The sequence below is a fragment of the Veillonella intestinalis genome (assembly GCF_943193155.1).
Lineage (GTDB): Bacteria > Bacillota > Negativicutes > Veillonellales > Veillonellaceae > Veillonella_A > Veillonella_A intestinalis.
This window is the reverse complement of record NZ_CALPDB010000005.1, coordinates 36577-56229: the sequence shown is the minus strand read 5'-3', so window position 1 is coordinate 56229 and position 19653 is coordinate 36577. Positions and strand designations below refer to the sequence as shown.

The 19653-nt window shown below is 39.7% G+C and carries 15 protein-coding genes; all 15 read left to right on the top strand.

Features of this window, described 5'->3' with window-relative positions; translation table 11 throughout:
• The first annotated feature begins 7 nt into the window (after positions 1–7).
• Positions 8–862 (top strand): pantoate--beta-alanine ligase, encoded by an 855-nt coding sequence (gene panC, locus NFR44_RS06670; RefSeq protein WP_251442582.1) that lies wholly within the window; start codon positions 8–10, stop codon positions 860–862.
• Between the two features lie 22 nt (positions 863–884).
• Positions 885–1874, top strand: coding sequence for a bile acid:sodium symporter family protein (locus tag NFR44_RS06665; RefSeq protein ID WP_251442579.1), 990 nt, complete (start codon positions 885–887; stop codon positions 1872–1874).
• A gap of 419 nt (positions 1875–2293) precedes the next feature.
• Complete coding sequence (locus tag NFR44_RS06660; protein WP_277612537.1) at positions 2294–4132, top strand: carbon starvation CstA family protein; 1839 nt, start codon at positions 2294–2296, stop codon at positions 4130–4132.
• A 300-nt stretch (positions 4133–4432) separates the two neighbouring features.
• A complete protein-coding gene (gene zwf, locus NFR44_RS06655; protein WP_251442576.1) occupies positions 4433–5965 on the top strand; it encodes a glucose-6-phosphate dehydrogenase in 1533 nt (510 codons plus the stop codon).
• Entirely contained in the window at positions 5950–6696 is a 747-nt protein-coding gene (gene pgl, locus NFR44_RS06650) for a 6-phosphogluconolactonase (protein ID WP_251442573.1), read from the top strand. Before zwf ends, pgl begins: the two co-directional genes overlap by 16 nt.
• A 107-nt stretch (positions 6697–6803) precedes the next feature.
• Positions 6804–7040, top strand: a complete 237-nt coding sequence (locus NFR44_RS06645) for a Sec-independent protein translocase subunit TatA/TatB (protein ID WP_251442570.1) — start codon at positions 6804–6806, stop codon at positions 7038–7040.
• A gap of 76 nt (positions 7041–7116) precedes the next feature.
• Positions 7117–7428, top strand: coding sequence for a heavy-metal-associated domain-containing protein (locus NFR44_RS06640; RefSeq protein ID WP_251442567.1), 312 nt, complete (start codon positions 7117–7119; stop codon positions 7426–7428).
• Positions 7429–7504: 76 nt separating this feature from the next.
• Complete coding sequence (locus tag NFR44_RS06635; protein ID WP_251442564.1) at positions 7505–7948, top strand: cupin domain-containing protein; 444 nt, start codon at positions 7505–7507, stop codon at positions 7946–7948.
• Positions 7949–8116: 168 nt separating this feature from the next.
• On the top strand, positions 8117–9928 hold the full coding sequence (typA, locus tag NFR44_RS06630) for a translational GTPase TypA (protein ID WP_251442562.1): 1812 nt from the start codon (positions 8117–8119) through the stop codon (positions 9926–9928).
• Between the two features lie 11 nt (positions 9929–9939).
• Positions 9940–10722: a M48 family metallopeptidase gene (locus NFR44_RS06625; protein WP_251442559.1), complete on the top strand. Its 783-nt coding sequence runs from the start codon at positions 9940–9942 to the stop codon at positions 10720–10722.
• A 184-nt stretch (positions 10723–10906) separates the two neighbouring features.
• Positions 10907–14317, top strand: coding sequence for a DNA polymerase III subunit alpha (locus NFR44_RS06620; RefSeq protein WP_251442555.1), 3411 nt, complete (start codon positions 10907–10909; stop codon positions 14315–14317).
• 77 nt (positions 14318–14394) lie between these two features.
• Positions 14395–16143, top strand: coding sequence for a pyruvate kinase (pyk, locus tag NFR44_RS06615; RefSeq protein WP_251442552.1), 1749 nt, complete (start codon positions 14395–14397; stop codon positions 16141–16143).
• Between the two features lie 58 nt (positions 16144–16201).
• Positions 16202–16900, top strand: a complete 699-nt coding sequence (locus NFR44_RS06610; RefSeq protein ID WP_251442548.1) for a Bax inhibitor-1/YccA family protein — start codon at positions 16202–16204, stop codon at positions 16898–16900.
• Between the two features lie 12 nt (positions 16901–16912).
• Positions 16913–17806: a LysR family transcriptional regulator gene (locus tag NFR44_RS06605; RefSeq protein ID WP_251442545.1), complete on the top strand. Its 894-nt coding sequence runs from the start codon at positions 16913–16915 to the stop codon at positions 17804–17806.
• Between the two features lie 349 nt (positions 17807–18155).
• A complete protein-coding gene (locus tag NFR44_RS06600) occupies positions 18156–19586 on the top strand; it encodes an anion permease (protein WP_251442542.1) in 1431 nt (476 codons plus the stop codon).
• The last annotated feature ends 67 nt before the right edge of the window (positions 19587–19653 follow it).

Genomic DNA, 19653 nt, shown 5'->3' with positions numbered 1-19653 from the left:
AGATATTATGAAAATCATAACAACTATTAGTGAGGTGCGAGCTATGGTTACCGCTTGGCGCCAAGAAGGAAAGACAGTAGGTTTTGTGCCAACAATGGGTTTTTTACATGAGGGTCACGCTTCTTTAATTCAACGGGCTGTGGCAGAAAATGATAAAGTGGTAGTGTCAACCTTTGTCAATCCCACTCAATTCGGGCCTACTGAAGATTTGGAGGCCTATCCACGTGATGAGGCTCGTGATGCCGCTTTGTGTGAAAGCTTGGGGGCCCATATTATGTTCCGTCCAGAGCCTACTGAAATGTATGATAATCCTAAAGTGTCGGTTGTTGTAAAAGATATGAATGAGCATTTGTGCGGTGTAAGTCGCCCCATTCATTTCCATGGTGTTTGCACGGTTGTAACTAAGCTATTTAATATTGTCACACCTGATAAAGCATATTTTGGTGAAAAGGATGCGCAACAATTGGCGATTATTCGTAAAATGGTAAAGGATTTAAATATGCCATTAGAGATTGTGGGTTGCCCGATTGTGCGTGAAGCAGATGGACTAGCGAAATCTTCACGCAATACGTATTTATCCCCTGCTGAACGAGAAGCAGCCCTTTGCCTATCTCGCAGTATTTTTTATGGCCAGGATCATATTAAAGTAGGCCTAAAAGCAGCTGAATTAGAAGAGGCCATGAAGGATATCATTGCTAAGGAGCCAATGGCTACTATTGAATATGTAAAAGTAATTGATGCTTTGACTATGGAAGATGTTGAGACTATTGAACAACCTGTATTAGTAGCTATGGCGGTGTATATTGGTAAAACGCGCCTTATTGATAATTTTAGTTTTAATCCTTTAGATGAGAAGAATTAGGCGAATGCGTAAGGAGGCTGCTATGAATGGACTTGTGCTTAGCTTACAACGTATTACTACTATGATTACTAAGTATATTGGTGTTATTATTATTGCCTTTACGATTTGGGCTTGTTGGACTCCCGAATTATTTAGTTGGACCGTTAGTTATACCTCGGTGTTTTTAGGGGTAGCCATGTTTGGTATGGGATTATCTATTAAAGCCCAAGATTTTAAAATTGTTTGGGCCAATCCAAAAGAAATCTTGTTAGGCGGCATATTGCTTCAGTATACGATTATGCCTATTACCGCTTATATTCTTTGCCAAGCGTTACAGTTGCCTACGGATATTGCCATAGGTGTTATTTTGGTAGGCTGTTGTCCTGGGGGGACGGCGAGTAATGTAATTACCTATATTGCTAAAGGGGATGTCGCCTTATCAGTAGGGATGACGATTGCCTCAACTTTGTTGGCGCCTTTGATTACACCATTTTTAATTTTTTCGCTAGGTGGCACTTGGGTAGAAGTGTCCTTTTTAGCTATGGTGTTGTCTGTCGTGAAAGTCGTATTGTTGCCTGTATTGATAGGCATTGCAATTCATCATTTCTTTGGCAAAAAATTAGAAGCTCTTTTGGCTTGCATGCCTTTAGTTTCGTCAGTAGCTATTGTAATGATTATTGCCGGTATTATTTCGGTCAATGTGACTAAAATATTTACTGCTGGTTTATTGGTTTTAGCGGTGGTTATCCTGCATAATATCATTGGCATGTGCTTGGGACTTGTGGCGGCTAAACTGTTACGAACCACCTATCCTAAAGCTACGGCCATTGCCATTGAAGTGGGGATGCAAAATAGTGGTTTAGCCGTATCGCTAGCAACCTTGCATTTTGCTATGAATCCATTAGCAACATTACCAGGGGCAATTTTTAGTGTGTGGCACAATATTTCAGGTGCTATTTTTGCGTCTATACGTCAAAAGCATAAGAGCCTAAAACCCTCGATGCCTACTGATTTTATAGGAGAATCCGAATAGACGTTTTTTTGACGATTGTATACTAAATCAGCCTATAATTAATCTATTATTCATAAATGATAATTGACACAGTTAAGAATCGATGTAAAATAGGTACATGAAAGATTGCATTTTGGCATAAGTATGCGAAAGAATTGATAAATTTCTAGGTGTTGTTTGTTAGAGTTTCCAGTGAATTTGTGACTTACGCCATTGGGAGGATGTAATCACAGTTAGACAGCGGTTTATACAATGTCAGCTTGTGACCCCAACATTGGTTGTTAGTGAGCGGCGATATAGACCAGATGTCTAGAAGAATATACGCTCCCTTAATAGCAACATTGTTTGTGAGGACGCATCGATTATTATTCTGCTCTTATTTATTTTGAATGTGAGCCATCACCTTCAGTGTTGTTATAAAACACTGGAGGTGTTTTTTTGTGGAAATGAATGGTTTGTATCTAGTAATCGCCTCGGCGTGTATCCTCGTCTTAGCGTATCGCTTCTACGGGGCATTCCTTGCGTCGAAGGTATTGGTGTTGGACCAATTCCGTCCTACACCAGCGGTCGTTCACAATGACGGCCATGACTATGTACCTACAAATAAGTGGGTAACATTTGGTCACCATTTTGCAGCTATTGCCGGTGCTGGTCCATTAGTAGGTCCAGTTATTGCAGCGCAATTTGGTTATTTGCCAGGTTTACTTTGGATCTTAATTGGGTCCGTAGTAGCTGGTGCTGTGCATGATATGGTAATTTTATTTGCCTCTGTTCGCTATGATGGCAAATCGATTGCCGATATTGCCAAAGAAGAAATTTCCAATTTAGCTAGTGTAGGCGCTATGTTAGCTACTTTATTCTTGCTTATCATTACCTTAGCAGGGATGGCCGTAGTAGTTGCTAATGCTCTTCACAATTCCGCTTGGGGTTTCTTCTCCGTAAGTATGACAATTCCGATTGCTGTTTTTGTAGGGATTTACTTACGTTGGTTACGCCCTGGTAAGATTCAAGAAGCGACAGTTATTGGGGTAGCGCTTATCTTTGCGGCTATTTTCTATGGCCCAGAAGTAGCAGCATCTCCATATGCGCATTGGTTTACGTATGACTTGCAAACTATTGAAATCATGTTAGCTGTATATGGTTTCTTTGCAGCCGCTTTACCAGTTTGGTTATTGTTGGCACCTCGTGACTATTTGTCCACATACTTAAAAATCGGTACTATTGGCGCATTAGCACTTGGTATTATCATCGTAATGCCTGTAATTCAGATGCCAGCTGTGACACAATTTGTTCATGGTGGTGGCCCTGTATTGAAAGGGTCTGTATTCCCATTCATCTTTATTACTATCGCTTGTGGTGCTTTATCCGGTTTCCATACAGTAATTGCGACTGGTACAACACCTAAGATGATTACTAATGAACGTGAAATTTTACCTATCGGTTATGGTGCGATGCTTACAGAAGCCTTCATCGCTATGATGGCGTTGATTGCGGCTACAGCATTACATCCAGATGATTACTTTGCTATTAACTCTACGGCTGAATCCTTTAAAGCGTTAGGCTTACAGGTTCATGAATTGCCAGCCTTATCGGCTATGGTAGGGGAAGATTTAATGCACCGTCCAGGTGGTGCTGTATCATTAGCTGTTGGTATGGCTCATATTTTCTCTAAATTGCCTAATATGGATCATTTAATGGGTTACTGGTACCACTTCTGTATCATGTTTGAAGCATTGTTCATCATGACATTAATCGATGCTGGTACTCGTGTAGGTCGTTATTTATTACAAGAATTATTAGGCCGTTTCTACAAACCACTTGAAAACGTTAACTGGGCTCCTGGCGTATATGGCTGTGCAGCTCTTATCTGTATCATGTGGGGTTACCTCGTATTACAAGGTAACATCGGTATTATCTGGCCATTATTTGGTGTATCTAACCAGTTATTAGGGACTATGACCTTAGCTGTTGGTACGACTGTTATTATGCGCCTTGGCCATAAACGTTACGCTTGGGTAACGGCGGTACCTTGTTTCTTCATGGCTATTATTGCCATTGCCGCAGATTTTGAAAACGTGTTCTATAGCTATATTCCAGCTGGCAAATGGACACTTGTGGCGTTTAGCTTAGTTATGTTCCTTATGATTGTTATCGTGTTGGTAGAAGCTGTTCGCAGCTGGATTCGCTTGGCTAAGATGCCTCAAAGCTATCGTACCCAAGAAGAAATCGAAGCAGAAAGCCTTAAAAAATATGGCACTGCTAATGTAGAAGTGAAATAGTCTCTACATAACTATGGTTTGAATGACATTACTATAAGAATAACCGTCTTAAGTTTGTAAAAACTTGAGGCGGTTATTTTTTATTTTTATATATGATTGTGAAATTTGCATAGTTATAAATATTACGTCGTCAAAGGTGATTGTATACTTATTTGTTATGAATTGGCTACTGTTGTATATTGTGCGCTTAAGAAGTATCTTCTATGCAGTCGTTTTCTTATACCCGTATATTGAAGTTCTTCTCATTTTGTGCTAGAGTAAGCATATAATGATATTCTATAGTATAGGAGATTGCTAACAATGAGTGCAAAACCAATGACAGTTTCGTATAACTGCCGAGAACAATTATGTGTTGAATCGGCACCAGGTCCAGGAGCTATCGTAATTTTTGGGGCTTCTGGTGATTTGACGAAACGAAAATTGTTACCCGCTATATATGCATTGTTTGAACGAAAATTATTACCAGAGAAATTTGCAGTAGTTGGTGTAGCGCGCACAGAAATGAGTAATGAAGAGTTTCAAGCAGAAGTGCGTGAATCTATGCTAGCTAATGGTGATACAGTGACAGAGGACTTCTTGTCGCGTTTTTCCTATGTAGCTGGGCAATATACCGAAGCGGATACTTTTAAGCGTTTACAATCGGAATTAACTCGTGTGAGTGATGTCCATGGTACAGAAGGGAATGCTTTATTCTATTTAGCTATGCCGCCAACTATGTTTGAGCCGATTGTAAAGGGCTTAGCAGAGCAAGGCTTATTAGCTGAAGATGAGGCTTGGGCACGCGTAATTATTGAAAAACCATTTGGACATGATTTAGAAAGTGCCGTAGCTCTAGATAAATCGTTAAAACGATATATTAAGGAATCCCAGACATATCGTATTGACCATTATTTAGGTAAAGAAACAGTACAGAATATTTTAATGCTCCGCTTTGCTAATTCTATTTTTGAACCGCTATGGAATCACACTTATATTGAAAAAGTGGAAATCACGGTAGCGGAAGAATTAGGTGTAGAAAAACGAGCTGGTTATTATGACAAAGCCGGTGCTTTGCGTGATATGTTCCAGAATCATATGGTGCAAATGTTATCGCTCATTGCAATGGAACCACCGGCCGTATTTGAAGCGGATGCATATCGTGATGAAATAGCAAAATTAATTTCATCCATTCGTCCATTAGAAGAACAAGAACTTGGTCAAATTGCCGTGCGTGGTCAATATGTAGAGTCCGTTGATTCTGATAGACCAGCAGCAGGCTATCGCAAAGAAGAAGGAGTAAATCCTCGTTCGCAAACAGAGACCTATGTAGCTTTGAAACTATTCATTGATAATTGGCGTTGGCGTGGCGTGCCGTTTTATATGAGAACGGGCAAGCGTTTACCTAAGAAGTCTAGTGAAATTGCGATTACGTTTAAGCCAATTCCACATTCCATTTTTAGACCAATTCGTCCTAAAGACTTTAATCAAAATGTGTTGTTATTACGGATGCAGCCTCACGAAGGTATGGGCTTATCTATTGAAGTGAAGGCGCCTGGCTCTAAGTTATGTGTAAACACTTTAGATATGGACTTTTCCTATAGTGATTTCATGCAAGGGGAAGATATTCCAGATGCTTATGAACGCTTGATTTTAGATGCTCTTTTAGGTGATCAGACACTCTTTGTGCGCAATGATACAGTTGAAGCATCTTGGCAGTTATTTATGCCTTTATTGCGTGCGTGGGAGGCGAATGCTGATGATGTGCCGCTTTGTTTCTATCCTGCCTTTAGTGAAGGGCCAAAAGAAACCAACGAGATTTTGGAAGGGGGATCCTTACAATGGCGCAAGATATAATTCATTCCTTTGAAACGCCACAAGAAGTGGCTGAAGCAGTAGCAAATGCCTTTGTCGCGTTGACTAATCAATGTATTGCCGATACTGGTTCTTGTGTAGTCGCTATTTCTGGCGGTACTACGCCCAATACATTGTTTGAACTATTGAATACTGATGAATATCGCAAGCAACTTGATTGGGAACGGATTTATTTTCTTTGGGTTGATGAGCGCTTTGTGCCACATACTGATCCAGATAATAATTTCTATCGTGCTAAAGAGCGTTTATTTGCTTATATTGGTGGTAGCAGCCATTTTTATCCAGTGCCAACTAATAGTGGTACGGTAGAGGAAGCAGCGGATGCTTATGAAAAAGAAGTCATGATGGTGTTGCGGGCTTGTGAAAAAGAAGGTGTTGATTTAGCCCTACTTGGTCTTGGTGATGATGGACATACGGCCTCTTTATTTGCTCGTTCTACCGCGTTAGAAGAAGAAAGTCGTGCTGTGATTCCTGTAACTGATGGCAAAGTATGGCAACGCGTGAGCATGTCGTTCCCATTTTTAGCCAAAGCGAAACATGTATGGTTTACCGTTGTTGGTGAATCTAAAGCGGCGGCTTTAGGCCGTGTATTGCGTCAGCGGGCTGATTATATGGATGAACCTTGGCAAGATCGAATTGGTCATGTATTACCGGGGGCTGTATTGTCGCAAGAGGAAGTTGTTTGGTACGTTGACAAAGCCGCTAAAAATTAATGTTTAAATTGACAATTTGCTATGACTCATCTATAGCTATTTAGGTTCTTTTCGTGTTACACTGTAAAGAGAAACGATTATTATTGTAGCTAAACGAGGTGAAAATTATGTTTAATTTCGGAACACAAGAATTAATCTTAGTGCTTATCATTGCACTGGTTGTGTTCGGACCAGGTAAGCTACCAGAAGTAGGCAAAGCCATTGGTAAGGGCATTAATGAATTTAAAGATGCAGTAAGTTCAGATAAGAAAAAAGAAGAAAAAGTATCTGATGTAGCTAAAGTGGAAACTATTGATGTAGAAGCGGGCGCTATTAATGATAAAAAGCATAAAGATGCTGAATAAGTAAACTATGCAAGGCCTCCCTATGCCGTTAGGCCCTAGGGAGGTCTTTATGACTTTTGTGATTGGAGGTTTATATATGTGTAAAGATTGCGGTTGTGGCAGCACTGGCCACACTCATCAACAAGTATTTAATGTGCCAGGTATGATGTGCAGTAATTGCGAAAATACAGTAAAAACAGCTGTATTAGGTTTGCCTGGTGTTATGTCTGCTGAAGTGGATTTGAAGTCTAAAGATGTGACAATTGCTTATGATAGCAATAAAGTTAATGCTGATGCTATTAAAGAAGCAATTGATGCTACTGGTTTTGATGTGGCGTCTGTATCAGCAGCTACTCATGGTCACGAACATGGCGGGCTTATGGGTACTTTAAAACGTTTATTTAAGTAAGTTTGTGATGCGTCCGTACTATGAGTAACGGACGCATTTTATGTACTGTATCATTGTTAGGGTTGAGGAGCTACGCATGATTAAGAAGTTTGACACAGATACCTACACTTGGGAAGGTGTAGATACATTAGTCTATAAACAAGATGGCAGTCCGTTTAAAGATGTAACACGGCAAGTTCTTTTTAATGGAGCCTTTGATATTCCTTGCCAATTTCGTTATTTTGAAGTGAAACCAGGTGGTTATTCTACATTGGAACATCATGAACATACCCACATGGTTATGATTTTCCGTGGGCAGGGGCAATGTTTATTAGGGGATTCGATTGTAGATGTAAAAGTGGGCGATTTCCTTGAAATTCCTAGCCATACGATTCATCAATTCCGTGCTAATAAAGGGGACTATATAGGCTTTTTATGTTTAGTAAATGTAGAGCGTGATAAGGTTCAAATTCCTACAGCCGAAGAAATAGAAGTCTTGAAAGAGAATCCTGCTATAAAAGAGTTTTTAGAAAGTTGTTAAAACCTACTCTTTATGTTATAATTAAGCGTTATCACTGTAAATTGTTTTCGGCTGTAAGCTGTTAAATAGGCAGGATAACGCTTTATACTGCTGCGTAATGAATCGTGATTGCACGCTTCATTTCACACATATACTTTTGATTTGTAGCGAAACAGGAGGCAAACATACATGATTCGCGAAGATATTCGTAATGTTGCAATTATTGCACACGTTGACCATGGTAAAACAACTTTGGTAGACGCCTTGTTAAAACAAAGCCATATTTTTAGAGAGAATGAAAAAGTGGCCGAACGCGTAATGGACTCTAATGATTTGGAAAGAGAACGTGGGATTACCATTTTGTCTAAAAATACGGCTGTTATGCATAATGGTGTAAAGATTAACATCGTTGACACCCCAGGCCATGCTGACTTCGGCGGCGAAGTAGAACGTGTACTTAACATGGTAGATGGCGTATTATTATTGGTTGATGCTTTTGAAGGTCCTATGCCACAGACTAAATATGTACTTCGTAAGGCATTGGAACAGAAATTAAAACCAATCGTAGTTATTAACAAAATTGACCGTCCAGACCAACGTGTTCATGAAGTAGAAGATGAAGTGTTAGAATTATTCATGGAACTTGAAGCTGATGATGATCAATTAGATTTCCCTGTAGTATATGCATCAGCTCGTGATGGTATTGCTAAAGCAAGCATGGAAGATGAAGGCAAAGATATGCAACCTTTATTTGAAGTATTGCTTAAAGAAATTCCAGCACCACAAGGTGATATTGAAGGCCCATTACAGTTCATGGTAACAACGCTTGACTATGATGATTATGTAGGTAAAATTGCCGTTGGTCGTATTGTGCGTGGTCGCATGAAAACAAACCAACAAGTTGTGATTATGAATGGCGAAAGCACACGCAAAGCTAAAATCGGTCGAGTATACACTTACAATGGTTTAAATCGTGTAGAAACTGACGAAATGGCTATGGGCGATATTACGGCTTTCGTAGGTATTGAAGATATCAATATTGGTGAAACTGTTGCCGATTCAGAACATCCAGAAGCATTGCCAGCCCTTACGATTGATGAACCAACATTATCCATGGTATTCTCCGTAAATAACTCTCCATTTGCAGGTCGTGAAGGGGATTATGTAACAAGCCGTCATTTGCGTGACCGTTTGTTCAAAGAAGTAGAAACCAATGTGTCCATGAAAGTGGAAGAAACAGAATCTCCAGATGCCTTTAAAGTATCTGGCCGTGGTGAACTTCATTTAGCAGTTTTAATTGAAACTATGCGCCGTGAAGGGTATGAATTGCAAGTTGGGAAACCTCGCGTAATTTACAAACGCATTAATGATCAATTGTGCGAACCATTAGAATATTTAACAATTGACGTACCACAAGAATTCATGGGTACTGTTATGGAAAACTTAGGGGCTCGTAAGGCTGAATTAATTAATATGAACGAATTAGCTGGTTACTTACGTATGGAATTCATTATTCCAGCTCGTGGGCTTATTGGTTTCCGCGCACAATTCTTAACAAGCACTAAAGGTAATGGTATTATGAACCATGTATTCCATGGATATGCACCATTTAAGGGTGAAATTCCTGGCCGTACACGTGGTGCCTTAGTAGCCTTTGAAGATGGCGAAACAACACCATATGGATTGAACTCCATTCAAGATCGTGGAACTTTATTCATCGGCCCAAATGAACCAGTGTATACAGGTCGTGTTATTGGTGAAAATGCTCGTGAGTCAGATATGGACGTTAACCCATGTAAGAAAAAACATGTTACTAACATGCGTTCTAGCTCCTCTGATGAAGCGGTGCGTTTAGTACCACCTCGCATTTTCAGCTTAGAACAAGCTTTAGAATGGATTAATGACGATGAATTAGTAGAAGTTACACCAAAGAGCATTCGCATGCGTAAAGCTATCTTAGATCGTGCTGCACGTGCTAAAGCAGCTAAAAACGCACGCTAAGAGCTAGTGTCATGGCTAACTGGTCACGAAATTCGTCGCGTAAGTCGGAATCTAGGACCTATGAATTACGCATTGCCGGCGAAATGGTTCCTTATACAGTAACTTGGAAAGCTATTAAGAATTTAAATTTACGTGTTATGCCTAATGGAGCTGTCAAAGTTTCAGCTCCTTGGCGCACGTCAGCAACCACGATTGCTCACTTTGTAGATGAGCATAAGGGTTTTATTGATAGAGCTAGACAGCGCTTTGCCACATATCAGCAACCAACGGTAGAAGTGAGCTATGAAACGGGCGATATTTTTTATATACTGGGATATAAGGCTAAATTATTGGTAGAGCCTTGTGAACCGAATCATAGTTCTTATGTGACCTGGAGTGAATCGGATCCGTATACTATTTATATGTATGTAAAACCGGCGAGTACCTTAGACCAGCGGGCACAATTGATGCTGAAGTTTTGGCTACAATTGTGTGAGGCTACCGTCAAGGACATGCGTGATCGTATTTATAATCGTTATATTGAGGCGGGCTATGATGTACCCTATCCAAGTCTTAGAATTCGTAAAGCGAAAACTCGTTGGGGTTCTTGCTCTTTGCGGACACAACGAATTATGATTAATCAACAATTGTTAATGGGGCCGCAGCATTTTTTAGAATATGTGATGATTCATGAATTTGCTCATTTCATACAGCCGAATCACTCACCTAAGTTTTGGCAAGTAGTTGCACAATTTATGCCTGAATGGCGTGAAGTACGGCATGCGTTAACAGCGTATTTTCGTGGTAAATCGTAATATGTAATTTATGAGTCAACAACGTTAATATAATGCATAAGATGTAGTTGTTAGATGTGATATAATTAAATAAGGTACAGAATCAGGACTGACCTCGTGGTCGGTCCTTTTTATATAAAGAAACACATCAAGTTAAAACTATAGAAAACAGGATAACCTTGTGAGTCTATAAAGGAGGGCACCTATGAAACCATTTGTTCATTTGCATGGACATACAGAATATAGTTTGCAAGATGGGATTAGTCGGTTGCCACAGATGGTGGCACGGGCTAAGGAATTGAATATGCCCGCTTTAGCTATTACAGACCATGGGAACATGTGTGGGGCTATCTATTTTTATAAAGAAGCTGTTAAAGCTGGCATTAAACCGATTATTGGTTGTGAAGTGTATGTTACAGTAGGGAGTCGTTTTGACAAAGACGCTAATAGTGTTAAACAGGAGCGTTTAAAGCATTTAATTCTGCTAGCTGAAACTATGGAAGGCTATCAAAATCTTACGAAGATTGTATCTCGTGGATTTACCGAAGGTTTTTATCGTAAACCTCGGGTAGATCATGATTTATTGCGCCGTCATAGCAAGGGACTAATTGCACTGAGTGCTTGTATTCAAGGGGAAATCCCTCAGTGCATTTTGCAGGATAATCCCGAAGGGGCTCGTCGTGCGTTAGAAACATATATTGATATTTATGGGAAAGATAACTTTTTCTTAGAAATACAAAATCATGGCTTGCCAGCGGAAGTAAAGGCGCAAGAAGCTTTAGTAGCGTTGGCCAAGGAATATGAGGTAGGCATTGTTTGCTCTAATGATTTTCATTATGTACTGAAAGAAGATGCTGATGCCCAAGATATTAAAGTGTGCATTGCTACTGGGGCAAAAGTAGCCGAAACGAATCGTTTAAAATTCCCTAATGACGAATTTTATATGAAAAGTGGCGATGAAATGGCAGCCTTATTTGGTCATATTCCAGGGGCTATAGAAAATACGCTCGCCATTGCTGAACGGTGTCAGGTCGCGTTTAATTTTGATGAACACCACTTACCTCATTTTGATGTGCCAGAAGGAGAAAATGCGACTACTTATTTACGTCATTTATGTGAGCGAGAAATTCCTCGGCTCTATGGCACAGTAACACCAGAATTGCAGGAACGGTTAGACTATGAATTATCTGTTATTGCTCAAATGGGCTTTGACGATTATTTTCTAATCGTATGGGACTATGTGCGATACGCGCGGGAACATGACATTTTAGTGGGCCCTGGACGTGGCAGTGCGGCTGGCTCTGTGGTGGCATATTTACTGGGGATTACGGGCCTTGATCCATTAAAATATAATCTTTTGTTTGAACGCTTTTTGAATCCAGAACGCATTAGTATGCCTGATATTGATATTGACTTTTGCTATGAAAAACGTGGCAAGGCAATTGAATATGTAACTGAAAAATATGGGCAAGCACGAGTAGCACAAATTATTACGTTTGGTACAGAAGCGGCACGAGCCGTTATTCGTGATGTGGGCCGTGTACTAGATCATCCGCTACCAGAAGTCAATCGGTTAGCTAAGATGATTCCTAATGAATTGGGGATTACGTTGGATAAGGCCTTGAAAGGTAAAGAGTTGAAGGCAGCCTATGAAAGTGATCCTCAAGTTAAGCAATTATTTGATTATGGTCGTAAATTGGAAGGCATTGTGCGCAATGCGTCTACCCATGCGGCCGGGGTTGTAATCTCGGCGGCTCCTTTAGAAGACCATGTGCCAATTCAAAATGCTAATGACAGTGGTTTTGTCACTCAATATGATAAGGATAATATTGAAGAGTTAGGCCTGTTAAAGATGGACTTTTTAGGGCTACGAACGTTAACGGTAATGGGAGATGCCCTCGCTTTAATTAAAGCGAATCGTGGCATTGATTTAGATTTAGATGCAATTCCTCTTGATGATGCGGCGGCTTGTGATTTGTTGACTAAAGGGGATACACCAGGTGTATTCCAGCTTGAATCTGAAGGGATTACTAAGCTGGTTATGGATTTACGACCTGAGCATTTTGAAGACTTGATTCCGCTTGTAGCATTATATCGACCAGGGCCTCTTGGCAGTGGCATGGTAGAAGATTTTATCAAACGCCGTCATGGTGAGATGGAAATTACCTATCTTCATCCTTTATTAGAGCCTATTTTAAAGGATACTTTCGGGGTTATTTTGTATCAAGAACAAGTTATGCAGATTGCCTCGGCTATGGGTGGTTTCTCCTTGGGGCAAGCGGATTTAATGCGTCGTGCGATGGGTAAGAAGAAGGAATCGGTATTAAAGGCACAGCGTGAATCCTTTATTGAAGGGGCTACTAAGAATCAGATTGATCCAGCTATTGCCAATGAAGTGTTTGACTTGCTCGTATACTTTGCTGGTTATGGTTTTAATAAATCCCATAGTGCCGCCTATGCCTATATTGCGTATCAGACGGCATATTTAAAAGCTCATTATTATCCAGAGTTTATGGCAGCTACCTTGTCGAGTTTCATGACCAATGTAGATAAATTGACATATTATATTAATGACTGTAAGAAACATGGTGTTAAAGTATTAGGTCCTGATATTAATTATGGTGAGCAAGCGTTTGCCGTACAAGATGGGGCGATTCGCTTTGGCCTTGGTGGGGTAAAAAGTGTAGGCGACAATGCAATTCAGCAGCTACTTTTTGAACGTCAGCAAGGTGGTTTATATACGTCAATTCTTGATTTTTGCAAACGAGTTGATTCTAAGGTAATTAATAAGCGCCTACTAGAAAGTTTGATTCGCTGTGGTGCGATGGACAGTTTTAAAGAAAATCGCAATCAATTGCTGGCGATGTATGAAGGAGCGCAAAGTTTAGGCCAGCGTTTGCAAAAAGAAGAAGCCCGTGGAACGATGAGTTTGTTTGGTGATGATTTAGCAGTTGAGGAAACTATTGAAGTCCCTAATTTGCCTGATTTGCCGTCCGAAGAAAAATTACGTGATGAAAAAGAATATACTGGCTTTTATATTACTGGTCATCCTTTGAATGCTTTTGTGGAGGAATTAAGTGGCTTATTTGAAATGGGGAAACTTAGTTCTAATCCTGAACAATACGATGGTCAGACGGTCACTGTAGGGGGGCTCATTGTAGATAAATCAGACAAGGTAACGCGTCGTAATGACATTATGTCTATTTTGCGTTTGGAAGATTTTTCAGGTTCGGCCTCTATTGTAGCCTTTCCGACTGTATTTCAACAAAGTCAGGCCTATTTAGCGGTTGATATGGCTGTGCGTATTACGGGCCGTATTGATGCTGATGAAAAGGGTGTGCAAATTATTGCTGATTCGGTGAAGCCGTTAAAAGTGAATTATGAAAAGGCTAAGCAGATAATTATCCATATTCGTCCTGGTTTTGATACAGCGGAAGCAAGTAATAGCCTTAAAAAAGTATTGCTTGAAACAGATGGGACAGTTCCGGTCTCTTTTTACCTACATCGACAACGTAAACGTATTGATGTAGCAAAGGAATATTTTATAACGCCTGGGACTAAAATATGCCAAGCTATCGAAAAAATTTTAGGCCCTGACAGTGTAGAAATTATGTAGAATACTGGTGTATAATGGGTACTATGAAGGGAAAACATAGGCTTTATATCAATCCATTATAAGTGAGGTATTCTACTATGAAGAAAACTAAGATTGTTTGTACTATTGGACCGAGCACAGACGCACCTGGTGTGTTGGAACATATGTTAGAAGCAGGCATGAACGTAGCACGCTTTAACTTTTCCCATGGCTCTTATGAAGAACATACGAAGCGCATGAATGCTGTTCGGGAAGCTTCACGTAAGACAGGGATTCCGGTAGCGCTTATGCTTGATACAAAAGGTCCTGAAATTCGTTTAGGTCATTTCAAAGAAGGACGTGTTATGCTAGAAGCAGGCAAACCGTTCACTTTGACTATGCGTGATGTAGAAGGGGACGCTACTATTTGTTCCGTTAATCATAAAGGGTTAGTTAATGATGTAACGGTAGGCTGCCAGATTTTATTATCTGATGGTCTTGTTACACTTAATGTTGATAAAATTGAAGGCACTGAAATTTATACGACGATTCAAAATAGTGGCCCTATGAGTGATCGTAAGCGTGTAGCTGTACCAGGGGTACCGCTTAGCTTGCCACCTGTGTCGGACAGTGATATGGCAGATTTACGCTTTGGTTGCCAGCAAGGGGTTGACTATGTGGCAGCTTCTTTTATGCAACGAGGCAGTGATGTAGTCGCGATTCGTCGCATTTTAGAAGAAGAAGGCAAGGATATTAAGATTATCTCTAAGATTGAAAATGAAGAAGGTATCAATAACTTAGATGATATTTTGCGTATGTCTGATGGCCTCATGGTAGCCCGTGGCGATTTAGGTGTAGAAATTCCGGCTGAAGAAGTGCCAGTGCTTCAAAAGATGATGATTAGCAAGTGTAATAAAGCATCGAAACCTGTTATTACAGCAACTCAAATGTTGGAATCTATGACGACTAATCCACGGCCTACTCGTGCTGAAGCAAGTGATGTGGCTAATGCTATTTTAGATGGTACTGATGCCGTTATGTTGTCTGGTGAAACGGCTGGTGGTAAATATCCAGTTGAAGCGGTACAGACAATGGCTCGCATTGCAGAAGTAACGGAACATTCTACGTTGTATTGCAACATGGAACATCCATTTGTGGCTGATACGGTACAAACGACAGAAGCTATTAGTGCCGCTACGGTTACGGTAGCTAAAAATCTTGATGCAGCTGCGATTATTACTTGTACTGAAACCGGTAAAACCGCGATGAGCATCTCTCGTAATCGCCCGTTGGCCAAAATTTTAGCTGTAACACCACATGAAGAAACTGTGCGTCGTGTACAGTTATATTGGGGTGTAGAGGCCGTTAAAGGAATTGATCATGCCAATTCTGATGAAATGGTGCATAGTGCTATTAGTGCATCCTTAGCGGAAAATCGTATTGAGTCTGGTGATTTAGTAGTAATTACAGCTGGCGTTCCATCAGGTACAGCAGGCACAACCAATATGATTCGAGTACATGTAGTTGGCAAAGCTGTATTAGCTGGCAATGGTGTTGGTAAAGGAGCTGCTACGGGTCGTGTATGTATTGCTTATGATGCAACTAAAGCTCAGGCATCTTTCCGTGATGGCGACATTTTAGTAGTCCGTACTTTAGAAGCAGATTTAATGCCGTTTGCTAAGCGAGCAAGTGCTATTATTGCGGCTGAAGATGGTTTTACTTCTGCGGCTGCGATTGCAGGGATTAATTTTGGAATTCCTGTTGTATTAGGTGTTACTAATGCAGAACAAGTAATTAAAGATGGTGAAGTTGTAACTGTTGATGGATCACGCGGTAAAGTATTTGAAGGAATTGCTAACGCCCGTTAGTTATTCTCTTTGAGGCATTGTGCGGTATGTATCCATGACAGAATATGAGGAGGTTTTTATGAATTACTCTATGCCAGTGAACGCTGAGCAATCGGTAGTGTCTCAAGTGGTAGCGCGTAAGTTGCGCAATTCTATGTTGTGGATGGGGTGGGGTATTTTAACTACCTTTGTTACTTTATTAGCCGCCCTATTTAACCCACAATGGCTCCATATGGCCGCATCTAATTATAATATTATATTATTTATTGAATTAGGGGTTGTTATTTTGTTTAGTGCTCGACAGATGAGTGCTAGTTTAACATCTCTTAAAGCGATGTTTTTTATTTATTCCATTCTAAATGGGCTAACCTTAGCTGTATTAAGCGTAGTGTATGGCAGTAGTGCTTTCTTTTATGCGTTCCTAGGAGCGGTTGCTTTCTTTGGCACTTTTGCTATTATTGGCGGTGTCATCAAAAAGGACTTAACCTCTTGGTCGACGTATTTAGTAGGCGCGGTAATCGCGCTTATCGTAGTGAGCTTATTAAATATGTTCTTCTTCAATAGTGGCATAGTTAATTTGGGCTTAGGTGCGCTAGGCGTTATTATTTTCACAATTTTCACAGCGGTAGATGTGAATCGTATTAAAGGATTGCTGACTGTAGCTGCTCTTGAGGATGATGATGTATTAGAACGTATCGAGTTAATTGGTGCGTTAATGCTTTACTTAGATTTTATCAATATCTTCTTATCCATTTTACGCTTTTTCCGCAGAGACTAAGGAGGCTTATCTATGGATGAAAAAGAGTGGCAAACCTTCGTTACCGTGGTGGCTGAGGGGAATATTACAAAAGCAGCTGATAAGTTATTTTTATCGCAACCTGCTTTGAGTTATCGTTTGCGTCATTTAGAAGAAGATTTAGGTTGTCCATTGTTATTGCGTACCAATGAAGGGATTACCTTAACGCCACAAGGTGAAGTATTTCATGCCTATTGTCGGCGTATGTTAGAAGAGACTGAGAGTCTAAAGCAATCCATTGGTGAAATGAGTGGCGAGATTCAAGGGACTTTGAAAATTGCTTCGTCTATAAATTTTGCGGATTACCAATTACCACATTTGCTTAGTTTATTTACTAAAGAATATCCTCATATTCATATTCAAGTAAAATCAGGTTATAGTTCTCATGTGAATAAAATGTTTAATAGCGGTGAAGTAATGGTCGCAATTACGCGGGGAAATTTTAAAGAGACCCCGAATTCTATTAAGCTATTTGAAGAGCCTTATTGTTTAGTTTATAAGGATCCTATAACAATTGATGATTTATCTTCCTTACCTTGGATTCAATACCGTACGGATGGATCTATATCTTCAATAGTAGAGAGTTGGCGAAGTGAAAATTTACCGACTAACCTAGAACCGGCTATGGAACTTGATTCGATGGTGACCTGTCGTCACTTTGTGCGTGAAGGGCTAGGTTGGGCTATTTTGCCATATTTAGGACTTGGATCTTGCAAAGATGAAGGTATTCATGTAGCACCTATTTATCATAAAGATGGAACCCCATTTATGCGTAGTACTTTATTGCAGTATAGTGAAGTAAGTACAAAGCTTATTGCGGCTAAAACATTTATTGATTATGTGTGTGAACATTATAAGAATTATACACCGGTTGCTATTGAATTTTAGTTTGATATTAATCAAGTTATAATTATTAGTAATTAGATTGTAAATATAATTATTGAGTTATGCTGATATTGCAAATTATATGATGTATTTTAGAGAATCTTTTCATATTTTATGAAAAGGTTCTTTTTTCATGCTGTTTTAGGTGGTATTACCTAAAGTAATCTAATGAATGAAAAAATGTCGATAAAAAATTTATACAGCGCATATAAGCTTTTTATTTTTCAGATTTGATATAGACCGATATAATGGGCTTACAGGTTGAGCAAAACGTTTGATACGTCATTTGCCACAATCTTAAAGTTTGTGTTTATAGTGTATTATACGTTTTTATTTTAAGGAGTTTTACAGAATGAACAACAGCAAATTAATTAAAATTGCAGTTATGGCGTTGATTCCGTTAATTATTTGGTTCATGCCACCGCCGGAAGGTCTTGAAGTAAATGCTTGGCGCTTGTTTGGTTTTTATTTGACAGCGATTGTAGGTTTAGTTATTAAACCATGGGGTGCTCCTGTAGTTTTATTAGTATCTATTGCAGCATCTTCTATTTTCTTAAATAATACATCCGCTGTGTTATCTGGATATGCATCCTCTACATTGTGGTTAGTATTTTCTGCCTTTGCTTTATCTGTAGCATTTGTTAAAACCGGTCTTGGTCGTCGTATTGCGTATCATTTGATTGGTATGTTTGGTTCCACTGTATTGCGTTTGGGTTATGTTACCGCTATCTTAGATTTTATTATTTCTCCAGTAACCCCTTCGAATACAGCTCGTGCTGGTGGTATCGTATATCCGATTATCAATGCTACCGCTCGTGCCCTTGGTTCTGAACCAGGTGAAACTGCTAAAAAAGCAGGTGCTTACTTAAGTGCTAACACTTATATGGTTACTAAAGTAACATCTTTCATGTTTGCTACGGCTATGGCACCTAACTTATTAGCAGCTGACTTTATGAATAAAATTTTAGGAGTTGACCTCAACTGGGGTGTTTGGGCCTTAGCTATGGTAATTCCTGGCTTAGTAATGTTATTAGTAGTTCCATTTGTTACTTATCTTGTTGAACGTCCTACATTGACTAAGATTGACAATCATACGATTGCTAAACAAGGTCTTGAAGATTTAGGGCCAATGAAATTAAGTGAAAAAATCTTGGTAGCTATTTTCGTTTTAGCTTTACTTGGTTGGGCAATGCCTTCCATTTTGGATCAAGGTTTTGGTATTAAACTTTCTATCAATGCGACAGCCGTAGCTGTAGCGGCTATGTGCTTATCCATTGTATGTAATGTTATTAAATGGGATGATGTACTTAAAAGTAATGGCGCTTGGAACACATTCATTTGGTTCGGCGGTATTATCGGTATGTCCAGTGCGTTAAGTAAAGTGAAATTCTTTGAATGGTTAGCTAAATTCATGGAAACACATATTCACTTCGGCGATAATGCATTTATTGCGTTAGTGGTTATTGGCTTTATCAGTGTAGCGGTTCGTTATTTATTCGCTTCTGGTAGTGCTTATGTAGTAGCTATGTTACCAGTATTCTTGACAGTTGGTAAAGTAGCTGGTGTTGATCCAATGGGACTTGCTCTTGTATTAGCTGCGACTAACTCCTATGGTGGGGCCTTAACTCACTACGGCGGAGCGGCAGCACCAATTATCTTTGGTGAAGGGTTTAATGATGTTAAGACTTGGTGGATTGTAGGTGGCTTAGTTGCTATCGTATGTTTCATCTTAACAATGACCGTTGGTTATGGTTACTGGTCTGCTATCGGCCTTATTAAATAAGTTATGTTACCAGCTCAGGTGGGGCTTTGCTCCACTTGAGTATCAGTAAATTATAAATTTTAGTTCT